Origin of the sequence: Synechocystis sp. PCC 6803 substr. PCC-P (genome assembly GCF_000284455.1) — a bacterium.
GTDB lineage: Bacteria > Cyanobacteriota > Cyanobacteriia > Cyanobacteriales > Microcystaceae > Synechocystis.
This window is the reverse complement of record NC_017039.1, coordinates 1,310,639-1,326,367: the sequence shown is the minus strand read 5'-3', so window position 1 is coordinate 1,326,367 and position 15,729 is coordinate 1,310,639. Positions and strand designations below refer to the sequence as shown.

At 48.3% G+C, this 15,729-nt stretch carries 17 protein-coding genes; 10 read left to right on the top strand and 7 right to left on the bottom strand.

Annotated features, from left to right (window positions below; all coding sequences use genetic code 11):
- Window positions 1-92: 92 nt before the first annotated feature.
- Complete coding sequence (psb28, locus tag SYNPCCP_RS06230; protein WP_010872409.1) at window positions 93-461, bottom strand: photosystem II reaction center protein Psb28; 369 nt, start codon at window positions 459-461, stop codon at window positions 93-95.
- A gap of 253 nt (window positions 462-714) precedes the next feature.
- Between psb28 and SYNPCCP_RS06225 the strand changes: the two genes are divergently transcribed.
- A complete protein-coding gene (locus SYNPCCP_RS06225) occupies window positions 715-1,191 on the top strand; it encodes a DUF1499 domain-containing protein (protein WP_010872408.1) in 477 nt (158 codons plus the stop codon).
- Window positions 1,192-1,206: 15 nt separating this feature from the next.
- On the opposite strand, the gene SYNPCCP_RS06220 is transcribed toward SYNPCCP_RS06225, so the two are convergent.
- A complete protein-coding gene (locus tag SYNPCCP_RS06220) occupies window positions 1,207-1,626 on the bottom strand; it encodes a Fur family transcriptional regulator (RefSeq protein WP_010872407.1) in 420 nt (139 codons plus the stop codon).
- 310 nt (window positions 1,627-1,936) lie between these two features.
- On the opposite strand from SYNPCCP_RS06220, the gene SYNPCCP_RS06215 reads away from it, so the two are divergent.
- Window positions 1,937-2,506: a peroxiredoxin gene (locus SYNPCCP_RS06215; RefSeq protein ID WP_010872406.1), complete on the top strand. Its 570-nt coding sequence runs from the start codon at window positions 1,937-1,939 to the stop codon at window positions 2,504-2,506.
- Window positions 2,507-2,577: 71 nt separating this feature from the next.
- Here SYNPCCP_RS06215 and SYNPCCP_RS06210 read toward each other — a convergent pair whose 3' ends face one another.
- Window positions 2,578-3,669, bottom strand: a complete 1,092-nt coding sequence (locus tag SYNPCCP_RS06210; RefSeq protein ID WP_010872405.1) for a tocopherol cyclase family protein — start codon at window positions 3,667-3,669, stop codon at window positions 2,578-2,580.
- A gap of 58 nt (window positions 3,670-3,727) precedes the next feature.
- A complete protein-coding gene (locus SYNPCCP_RS06205; RefSeq protein WP_010872404.1) occupies window positions 3,728-4,654 on the bottom strand; it encodes a homogentisate phytyltransferase in 927 nt (308 codons plus the stop codon).
- A gap of 163 nt (window positions 4,655-4,817) precedes the next feature.
- Between SYNPCCP_RS06205 and SYNPCCP_RS06200 the strand changes: the two genes are divergently transcribed.
- From SYNPCCP_RS06200 to lexA, 4 genes are all read left to right on the top strand, one after another.
- Window positions 4,818-5,489 carry an energy-coupling factor ABC transporter ATP-binding protein gene (locus SYNPCCP_RS06200; protein ID WP_010872403.1) on the top strand — a complete coding sequence of 224 codons (672 nt, stop codon included), beginning with the start codon at window positions 4,818-4,820 and terminating at the stop codon, window positions 5,487-5,489.
- A gap of 12 nt (window positions 5,490-5,501) precedes the next feature.
- Window positions 5,502-6,506: a two-component system response regulator gene (locus SYNPCCP_RS06195; RefSeq protein ID WP_010872402.1), complete on the top strand. Its 1,005-nt coding sequence runs from the start codon at window positions 5,502-5,504 to the stop codon at window positions 6,504-6,506.
- 293 nt (window positions 6,507-6,799) lie between these two features.
- Window positions 6,800-7,795, top strand: a complete 996-nt coding sequence (locus SYNPCCP_RS06185) for a succinate dehydrogenase/fumarate reductase iron-sulfur subunit (RefSeq protein WP_010872401.1) — start codon at window positions 6,800-6,802, stop codon at window positions 7,793-7,795.
- Between the two features lie 215 nt (window positions 7,796-8,010).
- Window positions 8,011-8,622 carry a transcriptional repressor LexA gene (gene lexA / locus SYNPCCP_RS06180; RefSeq protein ID WP_010872400.1) on the top strand — a complete coding sequence of 204 codons (612 nt, stop codon included), beginning with the start codon at window positions 8,011-8,013 and terminating at the stop codon, window positions 8,620-8,622.
- A gap of 248 nt (window positions 8,623-8,870) precedes the next feature.
- On the opposite strand, the gene SYNPCCP_RS06175 is transcribed toward lexA, so the two are convergent.
- Window positions 8,871-9,629, bottom strand: coding sequence for an amino acid ABC transporter ATP-binding protein (locus SYNPCCP_RS06175; protein WP_010872399.1), 759 nt, complete (start codon window positions 9,627-9,629; stop codon window positions 8,871-8,873).
- A gap of 57 nt (window positions 9,630-9,686) precedes the next feature.
- Entirely contained in the window at window positions 9,687-11,060 is a 1,374-nt protein-coding gene (gene opcA / locus SYNPCCP_RS06170; protein ID WP_014407098.1) for a glucose-6-phosphate dehydrogenase assembly protein OpcA, read from the bottom strand.
- Between the two features lie 217 nt (window positions 11,061-11,277).
- Between opcA and SYNPCCP_RS06165 the strand changes: the two genes are divergently transcribed.
- The 4 genes from SYNPCCP_RS06165 (at window position 11,278) to SYNPCCP_RS06150 (ending at window position 15,032) form a co-directional block, all read left to right on the top strand.
- Window positions 11,278-12,432: a tetratricopeptide repeat protein gene (locus tag SYNPCCP_RS06165; RefSeq protein WP_010872397.1), complete on the top strand. Its 1,155-nt coding sequence runs from the start codon at window positions 11,278-11,280 to the stop codon at window positions 12,430-12,432.
- A 161-nt stretch (window positions 12,433-12,593) separates the two neighbouring features.
- On the top strand, window positions 12,594-14,063 hold the full coding sequence (locus SYNPCCP_RS06160; RefSeq protein ID WP_014407097.1) for a DASH family cryptochrome: 1,470 nt from the start codon (window positions 12,594-12,596) through the stop codon (window positions 14,061-14,063).
- Window positions 14,064-14,072: 9 nt separating this feature from the next.
- Window positions 14,073-14,498 (top strand): DUF29 family protein, encoded by a 426-nt coding sequence (locus SYNPCCP_RS06155; protein ID WP_010872395.1) that lies wholly within the window; start codon window positions 14,073-14,075, stop codon window positions 14,496-14,498.
- Window positions 14,499-14,537: 39 nt separating this feature from the next.
- Complete coding sequence (locus tag SYNPCCP_RS06150; RefSeq protein WP_010872394.1) at window positions 14,538-15,032, top strand: nucleoside deaminase; 495 nt, start codon at window positions 14,538-14,540, stop codon at window positions 15,030-15,032.
- A gap of 31 nt (window positions 15,033-15,063) precedes the next feature.
- On the opposite strand, the gene SYNPCCP_RS06145 is transcribed toward SYNPCCP_RS06150, so the two are convergent.
- Complete coding sequence (locus SYNPCCP_RS06145; protein ID WP_010872393.1) at window positions 15,064-15,513, bottom strand: hypothetical protein; 450 nt, start codon at window positions 15,511-15,513, stop codon at window positions 15,064-15,066.
- Window positions 15,514-15,729 lie beyond the last annotated feature (216 nt).

Sequence of the window (15,729 nt, the reverse complement as noted above, 5' to 3'; positions counted from 1 at the left end):
TTTCGCTAGATTGTCCCCTGATTAGAGTCTGTTTGCAAAGTTTTGGCCTTTGATCTCCGTCATTCCGGTTCAGCTCCGGTAACTTTTCTCCCCTAACGATCTTGGTAGCCCATGCCATTGGCCTCCGCATAGCGCTCCATGAAACGGATAAAGCGTTCCCAATGATCATTTTTAACTAGGTCAAAACTGCACTGGGCACCCCGCAGTTCATCCCCTTCGTCTCCACCAAAAATAAATTTTACTGACGATGGTTCAATTTCCATCGCCCCCTCTTCGTCAGCAAGACGTAAATGGCCGTTAAACCTTTGGGTAAAACTCTGAAACTTTTCGATCGCCTGGAGACGTTCAAAGGTCATCACCACAGTGCGAGCGCCGGTAGTAGAATTGCGGCGGAGGCTGACATTGCTGAGTTCTTCGGGGAGATCAGCAAAAAATTCGATGGTGGGAGTGAGGGTCATCATGATTCACACCGGAATGGGATTTCTTTGATCCTAACAACTTTTACTAGAGCCGGTCAGGACAGTTTAACTACTACCGGAGGGGTGGAAGGTCTGTGATCCCCGGTCGGAGTTTACCCAAGGAGCGGAGGGGTTTGCGCTGTGGCCCATGTCTCCGTTGGGCTTGGACAAATAGTTCATTGCCAACCTTGCCCGATCGCCAAGGAAGCCATAAATTGAAGGGGTCTTAATCTTGACCAATTACCGGAATTTTCTCATGGGTGCGCTATTGGCTGTGTTGCTATCGGGGATGGTTTGGTTTGCTGCCCTACCAGGCTTTGAACAAATCTTTGCCGGCTCCCCACCGGAAAACTTAGGGATCACAAGTGGACAATTAGCCCCCTGTCCCGACATGCCCAATTGTGTGAACAGTCAAATTAGTGCTGATTCTATCCACGCCATTGAGCCCCTCCATTACCAAGGAGATTTGGCCAATGCCCGTAATTTGTTAACGGAAATTTTGGGGGTAGTGCCCGGGACTACCATTGTGCAATCCCAAGATAATTACATTCGGGCAGAAGTCCGCAGTCGTTTGATGGGTTTTGTCGATGACCTCGAATTTTATTTCCCTGGCGATCGCCCTGTGATTGAAGTCCGTTCCGCATCCCGGTTGGGGGAATCGGATTTGGGGGTTAACCGCCGCCGTTTAGAACAAATCCGTTTGGCCCTAGCAGATCTAGAACAAGGCAATTAGAACATTGTTCAAAAACTAATCGCCGCAGTTTTCACAGACCCCATGGACGGTAATTTCATAACGTTCCGCCTTGAGTCCCACCCTGAGTTTGCCTAGGTCCACCGCTGGTAACTCCTCCCAATCCACATCCTCTATCGCCCCGCAATGACGACAACAAAAATGATGGTGGGGCTCCACATTGGCATCGTAGCGACAGACCCCTTCTTCCAATAGAACTTCCCGGATTAATCCCACAGATTGCAAAGCCTTGAGGGAACTGTACACCGTGGCCTGGGAAGACGTGGGGGCAGCTTGATTAAGGTCAAACAATAACTGTTCTGCGCTGGGATGATCCCGACGTTGGAGTAGATTGGCATAGACCCCATAGCGCTGGGGAGTAACCCGCAGCCCCCGCTCCTTCAGCGTTTGAATAATTTCTTCTCTGTTTAAGGGCATACTGTTCCTCCTAACATCGGTGCGGCAACATTCGCTGATTTTTGATGGGTAAGTCCCTCTGGGCAAACCTCAGGAACCATGGGTCCTGGCCAGCACACCAATGATAATGATCCGCACTGTTTGGCTATAGTCTATCTAGCTTAACATTTTCTAGAAGGACTATTAGATAGAATAATTATAAAAAAAATATTAATTTTTAAGCTTGACTTATTTCTATCTCAGAACTATTCTGAGAAAAGAGGGCAAGCATTGATGAAAAATGCTCCATCCCCTCAGAAAAATTTAGTCGTTTAGATAGCCAGAGGTAACCATGACCCCCGAACGAGTTCCCAGTGTAGTGTTCAAAACCCGTGTCCGTGACGAATCTGTACCTGGTCCCAATCCCTACCGTTGGGAAGACAAAACCACTGAACAAATCTTTGGTGGCAAAAAGGTTGTGCTTTTCTCCCTACCCGGTGCCTTCACCCCCACCTGTTCTTCTAACCACTTGCCCCGCTACGAGCAGTTGTTTGAAGAATTCCAAGCCTTGGGAGTAGATGACATCATCTGTCTATCTGTGAACGATGCCTTTGTTATGTTCCAATGGGGCAAACAAATTGGTGCCGACAAAGTGAAATTACTACCCGATGGTAACGGCGAATTCACCCGCAAAATGGGTATGTTGGTGGAAAAATCCAACCTCGGTTTCGGGATGCGTTCCTGGCGCTATTCCATGTTTGTCAACGATGGCAAAATCGAAAAAATGTTTATTGAGCCTGAGTTCGGTGACAACTGTCCCGTAGATCCCTTCGAGTGTTCCGACGCTGACACCATGTTGGCCTACCTCAAAGGTGCTGAAGCGCCCGGGGTTTCTGAGCCCGTTAAAGCTTTTGTCGGCTAAGTCTGTCAGAGCATTTCAATGTGATTACTTGACTGAAACCTAACGAATCAAAACAAGGCAGTGTTATTCCCTCAGAATGGCACTGTTTTTTTGCTCAAATTTTCCTCTGTTAAACCCCAATCACCTCCAACTTCTAGCCCCGCGGTGTCCGTTTCCCCTTGCACTATCAGGCCGTGACCCACAGATCCCAATTGCAAATACAAATAGCCCCTAGTGGTATCTCGGCAGTTGAGTTGTAAGCCCTGGGCGGTGGGAGTGTGGACTAAACTGCCTTTTTTATCTGTTTTTCCGGACAACTTGACCCAATACCTATCATTGCTGGCTTTTAATTGCCAACGGCCCCAGGGAGCTACTTGCCAAGTGACTGTGCCATGGCCCGGGCCAAATTCGTAAAAATTACCTTGGTGATGTAAGCCAATTAAAGCTACCTCTTCGGGGCGACCAAGAACAATCCGTTCCCCGCCAGCGGCAGTGACGCTCAGTCCTGGATGGTCAGGAAAATAATTTGCTTGGAGCCAAAACCAGCGGGAGGGAAAGGAGTGACCCCAATTTTTTTCGGCATAAACTAGGGCGTGGTCAAATTCATACTGTTCCCTCTGCCATTTCAGCCAGCCGTGCGCTCTACCTTGGGCTAAAAGAATTTGCCAACCGGGATCAAACAAGGGTAAAAAGGAAAGCCAACCCGCTGTAGCCCGAGGAAATCGGTTAGGACTCCCCCAAGTTACTTCCGGTTCTACGGTGAACTGCCAACGACAATGGCGATCGCCATGAATGATTTGTCCTTGGTGCTGATTTTGATGGATTTGATAACCTTCCTTGACCGTGGCAAAAAATTCTTCGGAGAGTAGGGGTTTCGCCTGCCTGTTATCCCTACATTTTCCCCAATGCCCTAGGGCAAACTGGCGAGGACTGGCCCAAAATTTTTTTACCGAGGGAAATGTCCGCCAAACAAGTTGGTCTTCCTGATTTTCTTGTTTTTTCGTAGCCGGCCCTAAAATTTGCACAGCACCGCCGCCGTAATGATGATCGCTAGCAGGATTTTCGATGGAGTACATAAAAGCAAAACTTTCCCCGGATTGGGGCAAAAGCAGGCGCACGTACCAACCTTCAAAGAAAGGTGATTGACCTTGCCAATGGTAACCACTGTGGGGCGGAAATTTCATGGAGATTGAGAGAATTTATGATGCTAATTGAAGAAGATACTAAATAGTTCTAAAAACCCTAAAAAATAGTATTAGAAAAATTAGGTAACCACAGAGCCAAGGGATACAGCAAGTACTCTAAGAAAAATAGCTTCCAAATAAACTGATAAAAACTAGCAATTTCGGTTTTGCTTTCTAAGTGTACATCTCGACTCCGCCACCAGAGTAAGGCTAATAAGCACAAATGGGAAACAATCAAGAAAGCAGTATTTAAAGGCATAGCCGCCCATAAGCCCCAGATTGCCATGGCTAAATAACAACCAGTGAGTAAAATTAAGGTTCCCCGAAAAACGTTTTGTTTGCCGATTTGCAAAGTTAAAGTTTGAATCTTAAATTGCCGATCGCCTTCCATATCTGGCACATCTTTAAAAATGGCGATCGCCACGGTGAAAACTAAGATAAATAAAGTCAAAACCCAGATGGGGGTTATTAAAGTGGGGGGATAACCTAAACCAATTCTAAAAAATAAAAATAAGCCCAAGTTAACCACAATTCCCCGCACCGTCAGAATACACAGGGCCGCCAGCAGGGAAAAGCGCTTTAACCTCACTGGCGGCACCGAATAGGCCGTGCCAATAATCAAACTAATGCCCACCGTTAGCCCCAGCCATAGCCCTAATCCCCAGGCGATCGCCAAGGAAGCAACGCCACAAAGTCCCACAATCCAACGGCCCTGGGCGATAGAAAAATCTCCGTTAGCTAGGGGCAAATTCGGCTTATTGATGCGGTCAATGTCCACATCCCACAATTGGTTGAGGCCGACAATGTACACATTACCCAACAGGCAGGCCAGCCAAGCGCCGAACACTAAATCCAGGGAAGCAGGGGAGTTAACTGAGTTTCCATCCCCGAGAATAGTTAACAGATACACAGCCCAGACGCTCAGAGTTGTACCAATGATGGTATGGGGGCGGGAGAAGCGCCAAAAAGCTTGGATAGTTGCCATGGCAATAATTTTGAGAAATGAAATCTCTTTGCAGTGTACCTAAACCCACCAAGGCCGGACCATTTTCCTGCCCTAATCCAGAGCAAAGGCAAAGTCCATTGCCCATCGACCCACATTTGGCTCGGTAACCTAGAATTGGAGAGCCTTATTCCATCACATTTCCATGTCCACCCCCGCCATCATTGCCCAGGACCTAAATTTTCAATGGTCTGCCGATCGCCCCGGTTTGCAAAACTGTAGTCTGGCGGTGCCCCAAGGTCAGTTTTGGATGCTGTTGGGCACCAATGGTAGTGGAAAATCTACCCTATTAAGGTTATTGGCGGGACTCCTCACCCCCCAATCCGGTCTGGTGAAACTGGCCGAACCCATGGGCTTTGTTTTCCAAAATCCTGACCATCAATTAGTTATGCCCACCGTCGGGGCCGATATTGCCTTTGGTTTAGTCAAGGAAAAACTTTCTCCCCAGGAAGTACAAGTCCGGGTAGGAGAAGCCCTGCAAGCGGTTAACCTAGCTGAGATGGCCCGCCGTCCCATCTATGCCCTCAGTGGCGGCCAAAAACAACGCATTGCCATTGCCGGGGCGATCGCCAGACACTGTTCCGTGCTTTTATTGGATGAGCCCACTGCCTTGCTGGACCGAGATAGTCAACAGGAATTGGTATTGCAAGTACAAAAATTAGTCAAACAAAGGGGCATCACCGCCCTGTGGGTAACCCATCGCTTAGACGAGCTAGACTATTGTGATGGAGCCTTTCTGTTGGAGGAAGGCAAAATTGTGGCGCAGGGAGATCCCAAACCCCTCAAGCAAAGAATGATGAACAAGACCGCAGTTTAACCCCACCTATCCGTGAACCAAATTTCTCCCCTCCGTATTTTTTTGTTGGACGACCACCCCTACAGTCGCATCGCCAGCGCCGACCTTTTGCGTTTGAACAATTACCAAATTATTGAAGGGGAGACCACCAAAGGATTCAGTTGTGGCCAAGTGGTGGAACAGGTGGAAAAAGTTGATCCGGACTTAGTGTTGATGGACGTCAATTTGGCCCACCAAAATGGCATTGAATTGTGTCAGGCAATCAAACATAGCCCCGTCGGGCAATATATTCCCATCATTCTCACCAATGCCATGGACGACCCCCAATGCCGTCTCCGTAGTCGGGCCAGTGGGGCCGATGCCTATTTGCTCAAACCCTTGGAGCGGGTGGAACTGCTCAATCAGGTGGATTTACTGATCCAGAAAAAGAAATTAGCCGAATCCGTAGCCCAAATTGAACAGGTTTTATTTCGCTTAGCGGCGGTGATTGAAGAACGCTACGCTGTTGGGGAGGCTAGCATCACCTGTAGTCAACTAATAGAGGGTTTTGGCGAATTTATCGGTCTAGAACAGGGGCAAATTGATGACCTTGTTTTTGCGGCTCGGCTACACGATTTGGGACTGATCCAAGTGCCCGATGAAATTATGCTCAAGCAAGGGCCCCTCAACTCCACAGAATTGGACTGCGTGAGGGACCATGTCCATGTGGCGGCTACCATTTTTGAACCCCTGGCTGGGCGTAGGGCTGTGGGGGAAATTATGCGCTATCACCATGAACGCTGGGATGGCAGTGGCTACCCTGATGCTCTCCGGGGTAAGGAAATTCCCCTGCTAGCTCAGGTTTTTCAAATCATTGATATTTTCACTGCCCTAACCAGTAACCGTCGCTATAAGGAAGCGGTGAATACGGCCCAGGCTTTGGAAATTTTACAAGGAGAAGCCCGACGGGGTTGGCGTAATCCAGAAATGGTGGAAAAGTTTGTCAATTTTATTAACAAAAATTCCATAGAAGAGAGTTTGGCCCAAAAGTTGAATTAGTATGCTCTAGGACTGGGTGAAAAGTAGTCATGGTTACCCATCCAAATCATTCGCTGCCCCCTGGGCATTAACCCATGGAAAGTATGGAAAATACGGCTAATTTAGATTGGATTTTAGGGGCGATCGCCTTGGGAATTTTAGTGGCAGGCTTAGTGATGTTGCTCAATGGTGTCAAAGACTTGGGAAAATAGGCACAATTCTAGGGGGTTCTCGACAAAAAAAGCCAGCAACGGGGTCTTAATCTAAACTGTGAGGTAGCCTCCGCCCATATTGCTTTTCCCAGGGTATTTCCTATGCAAGTCCAATTTCAAATTTTGCGCCAAAAACCGCAACAGTCTCCCTACCTAGAAAAATTTGATCTAGAAGTGGAGCCCGGTGCCACCATTTTGGAGTGTTTAAATCAGATTAAATGGGAACAGGACGGCAGTTTAAACTTCCGCAAAAATTGTCGCAATACCATCTGTGGCAGTTGCAGTATGCGGGTTAATGGGCGATCGGCCTTGGCTTGTAAGGAAAATGTGGGCAGTGAAACCAGATTATTTACCCAGGTTAACGAAGCAGGCATTCCTGTGGTGACGGTGGCTCCCCTCGGTAATTTGCCCGTCATCAAAGATCTAATTGTGGATATGCAACCCTTCTGGGACGACTTGGAACGGGTGGAGCCCTACGTTAGTACCCAGGGGCGCAAGGTGCCGGAACGGGAATTTCTCCAAACCCCAGCGGAAAGGGAAAAACTCAACCAAATGGGCAATTGCATTCTCTGTGGAGCTTGCTATTCCGAGTGCAACGCTAAATCTGTTAATCCCGATTTTGTCGGCCCCCATGCCCTGGCCAAAGCCCAAAGATTATTAACCGACTCCCGGGATGGAGCCACAGCCGATCGCCTCGAAAGCTACAACAATGCTACAGCCGGGGCCTGGGGCTGTACCCGTTGTTACCTCTGTAACGAAGTCTGCCCCATGGAAGTGGCCCCCATGGACCAGATTGGGAAAATTAAGTCTGCCCTTCTGGCCCAGAAAACAGCCCAGGACAGTCGCCCGGTGCGCCACCGCAAAGTTATGGTGGATTTGGTTAAAGCCGGTGGTTGGGTGGATGAGCGTAAGTTCGGTATTTACGTAGTGGGTAATTTCTTCCGGGATCTCAAAGGTATTGCTAGTATTTTGCCCCTGGGCCTGCGGATGATTAGCAGTGGCAAATTTCCCCTGGGCTTTGAACCTTCCGCCGGTACTGAGGAAGTGCGGAGCTTAATCGAACAGGTGCAAGAAGCGGAAAAACTTGCCAATTTCTGAGATCTTCGGCGATAACAGTAACATTTTTCGGGGTAGTCTCAATTTTGCTTTTTCGCCCTCAATCACAGCGGCGATCGCCTTCTGCTGGCCGAAAATGAGGAACCGTCGGAAGAAATGTAAAATTTTGTATCTTTTTTAGTATGATTGCCCTGAATGTTATGACTGGGTTTAAAATAGTCCTAGAGTCCTAAATACATTCCTATAGGAGATATTACATGGAACCTCTCACCCGAGCCCAAAAAGAACTTTTTGACTGGTTAGTTAGTTACATTGACGAAACCCAGCACGCCCCCTCCATCCGCCAAATGATGCGGGCCATGAATTTGCGTTCTCCGGCCCCCATTCAAAGTCGATTGGAACGGTTACGCAATAAGGGTTACGTTGATTGGACTGACGGCAAAGCCCGCACCCTGAGAATTCTCCACCAAAAACCAAAAGGAGTTTCCGTCATTGGCGAACTCAAAGGCGGTGAACTGGTGGAAGCGGACGCAGAGGAAGTGGAAAAGATTGACTTTGCCCCCCTGATGAAGAAATCATCGGTTTTTGCCCTCAGGGTCATGAGCAATGACCTCGTGGACGATTTTATTGTCGAAGGTGATATGCTGATTCTCCGTTCTGTGACTGGAGAAGAGGAAATCGAAGATGGGGAATTGGTCGCCGCCAGTATTAAGGGGGGCAAGATTGCTATCAAACGCTATTACCAAGATGGCACTAAGGTCGTACTCAAAGCCTCCAACAACAAAGGCCCTGGCCAAGAATTGAAAGCCAGCGATGTTGAAATCCAGGGGATTTTAATGGGGGTTTGGCGCAATTTCCAGGGAGTTTAGCCCGGCATTACCGGGAACAGCTCAAAAACCACACTGGTAAAACTTTTTACTTCTATCCCTAGGCTGGCGATCGCCTTTCGCTGGCCTGTTTTTATGGCTATCTAGGGTGGTCACCGGGGCATTCGTCCTAGGCGTTTTGTTTCAAAACCCCATCCCCCAAGAAAAAAGGGAGGAAAAGCAGAAAATTCGATTGAAAAAACAACCGTGAAATTACGGACAATTCTAGAAATTTTTGTGAGCCCAAGGGATTAACTGGACTGAATGCGACTGAGAAATGCCCGTAGGCGATCGCTCTTGGGATTGCGAAAAACTTCGTTGGGGTCGCCCTCTTCTTCAATGATTCCTTGGTTAAAGAAAAAGACCCGATTGGATACTTCCCGGGCAAACTGCATCTCATGGGTCACCACCGCCATGGTCATGCCTTCTTCGGCCAACTGTTTCATCACATTCAGCACTTCCCCCACTAATTCCGGGTCTAGGGCGCTGGTGGGTTCATCGAATAAAAGAATTTCCGGCTTCATGCACAGCCCCCTGGCGATCGCCACCCGTTGCTTTTGGCCGCCGGAGAGTTGGTCTGGGTAGTTATCAGCTTTAGTGCCCAAACCCACTTTATCCAGGTAGGTTAAAGCCCGGTCCTTAGCTTCCGCCATGGGAATGCGTAACACCTTACGGGGGGCCAGCAAGAGATTTTGCAAAACCGTCAGATGGGGAAACAGATTGAAATGCTGGAAAACCATGCCCACCCGCACCCGCAACTGCCGCAGATGTTTCTGGTCAATTTTAGCCCCGGATAAGTCCACCCCCGCCACTTCGAGACGGCCACCGCTGATGGGTTCAAGGCGATTCAGGCAACGCAAAAAAGTGCTCTTGCCGCAACCGGAAGGGCCAATGATAGAAATCACATCTTTGGGGTAAATTTCCCCCGTTACTCCCCGCAAAACCTGGAGGGCGCCAAAGTTTTTTTGCAACTGGTCAAAGGAAATTAACGGAGCAGTGGGGGAAGTCATGGCCGACTAAGGTTAAGAACAGATTAAGCAAAGGGCGCTTGTTGCTCCATTCTGCCATTATCCTGCCTGGGATAACTGTAAAATTGCCAACACGATCGCCATGGACTCATCGTAGAGGGCATCCCGGCCCCAGCGTTGCAATTGTCGTCCCAGTAACTGTTCCGTATTTTGATCATCCAGGGCGGTGACCTGTTGCACCCGGTAATTTTGCGCTCCCCCCCCAGCTTCCATGCGCATACAACCAACAGTGCCGGAGCACAGTACGGTGCCGCATTGGGCTTGGGTATTGGTGGAGCCCAGTTTAAGGCTAATTAAATCCCCCAGCACCTGCCCTGTATCAGCCAAGGGTAAACCGGCCAGCTCCGCTTCAATGGGCCGTTGATTGGGAGCACAGAATTGGATTTTGTGAATTTCGTACACCCCTGGCTGATAGCTATAACTAACGGGGGTCCACTGCAAACGACTGGCTACCCAGCCCAAATACATCAATGCTTGGGCATGGTTACCCTTTTCATAATCAATGGAAATTTGGTCAATTTCCCCCACTGCAGAACGACGCTCCGGCGGGTCAAAGGCTTCAGCGGTCAATTCCTGCCACGGGGCCAAGCGACTCCAATTTAAATCGGCTATCGCCTCTGGCTTATTAACCAATTGAGCCAACTGGAGCAAATCCTGTTCGGGATTGTTAAAAATGCTGGAATCCACAATGATCATGTCCGCATGGGACAACAACCGTTGAAACAGCCCATATTCCGCTTCGGGACTTGCTTTCCACCACACATATTTGGGCAGGGTCGGTAGCATCAACTCCGTAATCACACCACCAATCCGCTCCAGCGCATCGGAAGTTCCCCGTAGGGTGATGTATTCACAACAAATGAGGGTATTTTGGTGGGTCTTTTGGATCGGGCAGTAGGCGGAAAGCTGGGCCTGTACCCCCTGGTCATCCTCCGCTGTGGGGCAAAGGGTAATAATGCGGCAGGGGTTAGAGGCGGCAATGGTGTCGGCAATGCCACTCCCTTCTAAGTCCGGGGAATAGGGTTTAGTGATTCGTTCAGCGGTGCTGAGTAAATTTCCTTCCCGGTGGGCCGTTTCAAAGGCAGTTTGTAATGCTTGTTTAAACTCTGGGCTAGATAGTCCGGTAGCGGTAACGCCCAAAGCTTTTTGAGCTGATTTAATGGCGGCGGTCATGCGGGGGCCGGTAATGCCATCAATGGGGCCAGTGTAGTAGCCTAGGGCGGCCAGGAGGGACTGCACTCTGTCCGGTTCATAGACCAAAAAACTGAAGGTGGTGGCCCTAGTAGCGATTAAACCCTCCTCCTTTTGGGCACTGGTTTGCCAAATTTGGGCTAATTCAGATTCGATCGCCTCGAGGGAAACGTCCTTGGGGGCTTGGAGGGAAACGAGGGGAGGGGCTTGGGTGGTACTCATGCAATGGCTCCAATGGAATCGGACTGGGCAATGACGCTGATACTTTCCCCCCATGGTAGTGGCAGATTCTAAATTACAACCGGCGATCGCCAAAAATCCGGGGCCAAACCCCGCCAGTGTTGATAATCCCCGGGGATGGGTAAACCATGGCCTAGAATAATTGTCAGTAAGTGTCGCCCCCGTAATCCGTCAACAGTGACCGTCACCCCATTTTAGGATGCAGAAATTTTTCCAGCGTATTTGGCAGTGGATCCAACAACTTTTTGCCCCCCTGGTGGGCGGCCCAGGGCCGGGGACTAAATCTCTCCAGGAACTGCCCCCCCTGAGCGACACTGACTATGAGTTTTTGTTTAATCAACTGCTGGAAGGCATTGCCCACGGTTGGCACGAAGGGCGTATTCTCAAATTTTTTCAACAGTTAGACCACCGCTGTCGGCCTAAGCAATGGCTTGATTGGTTAGACCGTTTTCAAACTACGGTGCTAGCTTCCCCTTCTCCCAATTTAGTTCTAGCCGCCCGGATGATGCGTTTGGGGGAATTGGCCCAATCCTTTCCCCAGATTGCTCCCATTGGCGATAAATCCCAGCGCATTGGCAGGGAGCTGTATGCCCGGCAGTCACCGCCCCAGATGGATACGGTGTGGGAATATGATGGCCCCGATCTAGTTTCCATAGACCAGGCCCAAGGGCAAATGGAAACCTTCACCTTTGATGAATTGGTGCAACGGTTACCCCAGGATGCCGCTTTGGCAACCCATTTTGCTGGCTTTTTGGGCATTGAAAGCACCGATCCCCAGGTGATTTTGCGGGCATTGATGGAAAAATTCGCCATTCCAGAGGAAATGTTAACTGAAGCCTTGAACCATGGGGGTGAATCGAGCTCGGCTCCGGTGGATAGTTTAGTCGAAGATCAGGGGACTGCGTCCGCTCTGGCACAAGAAGAGTTGTGGCCTCTTGTTGACCCGGTTACCATCGACAACTCCCAATTTGAAAATAACCAAGAACCCCATACTGCCGAAGATTGGTTAAACCTTGGCATACAGCAGGCCCAGAGAGGAGAACTGGAAACGGCGATCGCCAGTTGGGGGGAGGCGATCAGTTTAAATCCCCAGATGACTTCCGCCTGGCAAAATCGGGGTAGTGCGTTGGGAGTTATGGGTAAGTTAGAAGAGGCCTTGGCTAATTTTGATGAAGCTTTAGCACAAAATCCCGACGATGCTGAGGTTTGGTTAAGCCGGGGTTTACTGCTCGAAGCTATGGAGCGCAAAGAAGAGGCTATTCCCAGCTATGAAAAGGCTTTAACTTTAGAACCTACCCTACCGGAAGCCCAGGAAAGATTAGAAGAGTTGCAAGGCCTACTGTCCCAGGATTAAGACCTTTCCAAGCTTTCAATCCTTTTGCTTATGTGTTTTTAACTATCGATGTCCATAGCTCTTGGAATTTGTTTGAAAAGTTTTATTTTGCCGTCTAAATCCTCCAAAACTAGAGGACTTTTACTTAACTTCCCCTCAAACTTGGGGGAGCAGGGGGGCTTTTGAAACACGTCCCCCCCACGGTTTTGGTTTGGTTTCGGAATGATCTGCGTTTGCATGACCATGAACCCCTGCATCGGGCCCTAAAATCTGGTTTAGCAATTACCGCTGTGTACTGTTACGACCCCAGACAATTTGCCCAGACTCACCAAGGATTTGCGAAAACTGGGCCATGGCGGAGTAATTTTCTCCAACAATCTGTACAAAATTTGGCTGAAAGCTTGCAGAAAGTGGGCAATAAATTGCTGGTGACAACGGGTCTACCGGAGCAAGTAATTCCCCAAATAGCCAAGCAAATCAACGCTAAGACTATTTATTACCATCGGGAAGTTACCCAGGAAGAGCTAGACGTAGAAAGAAATTTAGTTAAACAATTAACAATCTTAGGTATAGAAGCAAAAGGTTATTGGGGAAGTACCCTTTGCCATCCCGAAGATTTACCCTTTTCCATTCAAGATTTACCAGATTTATTTACTAAGTTTCGCAAAGATATTGAAAAGAAAAAAATATCGATTCGTCCGTGTTTTTTTGCCCCATCCCAACTGCTTCCTAGCCCCAATATTAAACTGGAGTTAACCGCACCACCGCCCGAATTCTTTCCTCAAATTAATTTTGATCATCGTTCTGTTTTGGCTTTTCAAGGAGGAGAAACCGCTGGTTTAGCGAGGTTACAAGACTACTTTTGGCATGGCGATCGCCTAAAAGATTATAAAGAAACCCGCAATGGTATGGTGGGAGCGGATTATTCTAGTAAGTTTTCCCCTTGGTTAGCATTGGGTTGCCTTTCCCCCCGGTTCATTTACCAAGAAGTGAAACGTTACGAACAAGAACGGGTTAGTAATGATTCTACCCATTGGTTGATTTTCGAGTTACTCTGGCGGGACTTTTTCCGTTTTGTGGCCCAAAAATATGGCAACAAGTTATTTAATCGAGGGGGATTGCTGAACAAAAATTTCCCCTGGCAAGAAGATCAAGTCCGGTTTGAACTCTGGCGATCGGGACAAACTGGTTATCCTTTGGTGGATGCTAATATGCGGGAATTAAATCTCACTGGCTTTATGTCCAATCGGGGACGGCAAAATGTTGCCAGTTTTCTTTGTAAAAATCTGGGCATTGATTGGCGTTGGGGCGCAGAATGGTTTGAATCTTGCCTAATTGATTACGATGTATGCAGTAATTGGGGCAATTGGAATTACACTGCTGGCATAGGTAATGACGCTAGGGATTTTCGTTATTTTAATATTCCTAAACAAAGCCAACAATACGATCCCCAGGGAACCTATTTACGCCATTGGTTACCAGAATTAAAAAATTTACCCGGCGACAAAATTCATCAGCCTTGGTTATTATCTGCCACGGAACAAAAACAATGGGGAGTGCAATTGGGAGTGGATTATCCCCGCCCCTGTGTTAATTTTCACCAATCAGTGGAAGCCCGCCGTAAAATTGAACAGATGGGTGTTATTGCTTAGGTTAGCGCCATGGAAGAATTATTGGAATTAAAACAATTAGTGCAATCTGGGCAAACCACGGCCGCTCTGGCTTTAATCGATGAATTAGAAACCATGAGCAAAGAGGATAAAATTAATAAAATTTACAGTTATTGCGTTGTTTTACTGATTCATTTGATTAAACAACAGGCGGAGGCAAGAAGCACTAATTCCTGGGAAGTTTCCATTCGCAATGCTATCAACGCCATAGAACGCATTAATAAACGCAGGAAAGCAGGGTGCTATTATGTCAGTCAATCGGACTTACAAGAAATTTTGGCTGAAGCCGATGATCGAGCTTTGGATAACGCTTCTCTAGAAGCCTTTGGCGGAATTTACAATGCTGCTTATTTGGCGGAAAAAGTAGACCGTAATGCTATTATCAGCCAAGCAATAAAGTTAATTAGTTTTGCCTGATTTTACTAACGGTTTTACAAACAAGTTTAAATAGAGTTGATGGATCAACCCCTACCCACCCATGAAGATTGGATGCAAATGGCGATCGCCTTAGCGGAGGAAGCGGGCAATGTGGGGGAAATTCCCGTGGGAGCAGTGGTTGTCAATGCAATGGGAGAAGTTTTAGCTACAGGCCAAAATCGTAAGCAACGGGATCAAAATCCCATCGCCCATGCGGAAATGTTAGCCATCCAAACTGCTTGCCGTCGGCTAGGCCATTGGCGATTGAATGAATGCACCCTTTACGTTACGTTGGAACCTTGTCCCATGTGTACCGGCGCCATTATCCAAGCCCGTTTAGGTTTATTAGTTTATGGCACCCCCGACCCGAAAACCGGCACCATCGACAGCGTGTTCGATTTGGCCGCCAGCGCTGCCTCTAACCATCACTTACAAAGCTTAGGAGGAGTGTGCCAAGAACAGTGCCGTGAACAGTTACAGGATTGGTTTGCCCAACATCGGGCTAGGAAAAAACAACAATCCCTTGTTTCCTGAAGGTTGGTATTACCCCGTTGGGACTTTGCAACTACAGCCTTTGATGGGTATGGGAATGTTGCTTAACGTTATCTTCAGCTTTAACCACTTTGCTGTCGTTGAGAATGCGTTTTTTCTCCAAAGAAAAGTTAAATTTGTCCCATTTTTCCCCAATGGCTAAATGTTCCTTAGCTTGAGGCCGAACTTGGTAAGTACGGGCCGCCGCTGTAAACCGTTCCGCAAAATCGTCACAGAATTGGGCACTTTGATCAAAAATAGCTGGTTTTTTAATTTCCTCCCCCTGGAAAACTTCCCCCGCCCGCACGGCGATCGCCCATTGGTAAGAAGTGGGCACCTGTTTGAGAATGGCTTCTAGGGCCGCCGAGGGAATGGGTTCAATGATGTCCACCGCATGGAAATCACCATCTTCCCGCAAAAAGCAGGTGGCTAAACCAAGGACGCAGTAATCATCGCTAGCTAGGGAGGTGGGAGAAATGGGCATAAACAAGAAGAATTTATTAATTTAAAACGGACTGAGGCTTAGTATTTCCCCAGTATATTCATTGGGTCTGACCCTGCCGGAGACTAGGCCGCCTGCAACCATACTAGTTGGGTTTATCTGGAGTAGGGCCAAAAAGTCTCATTTCTCGGCCCATGCCAGGGTAAAAATTTGGCGATCGCCTAAGAACGTGTTCGGAAAGTCTTATTTCGTCCCCTA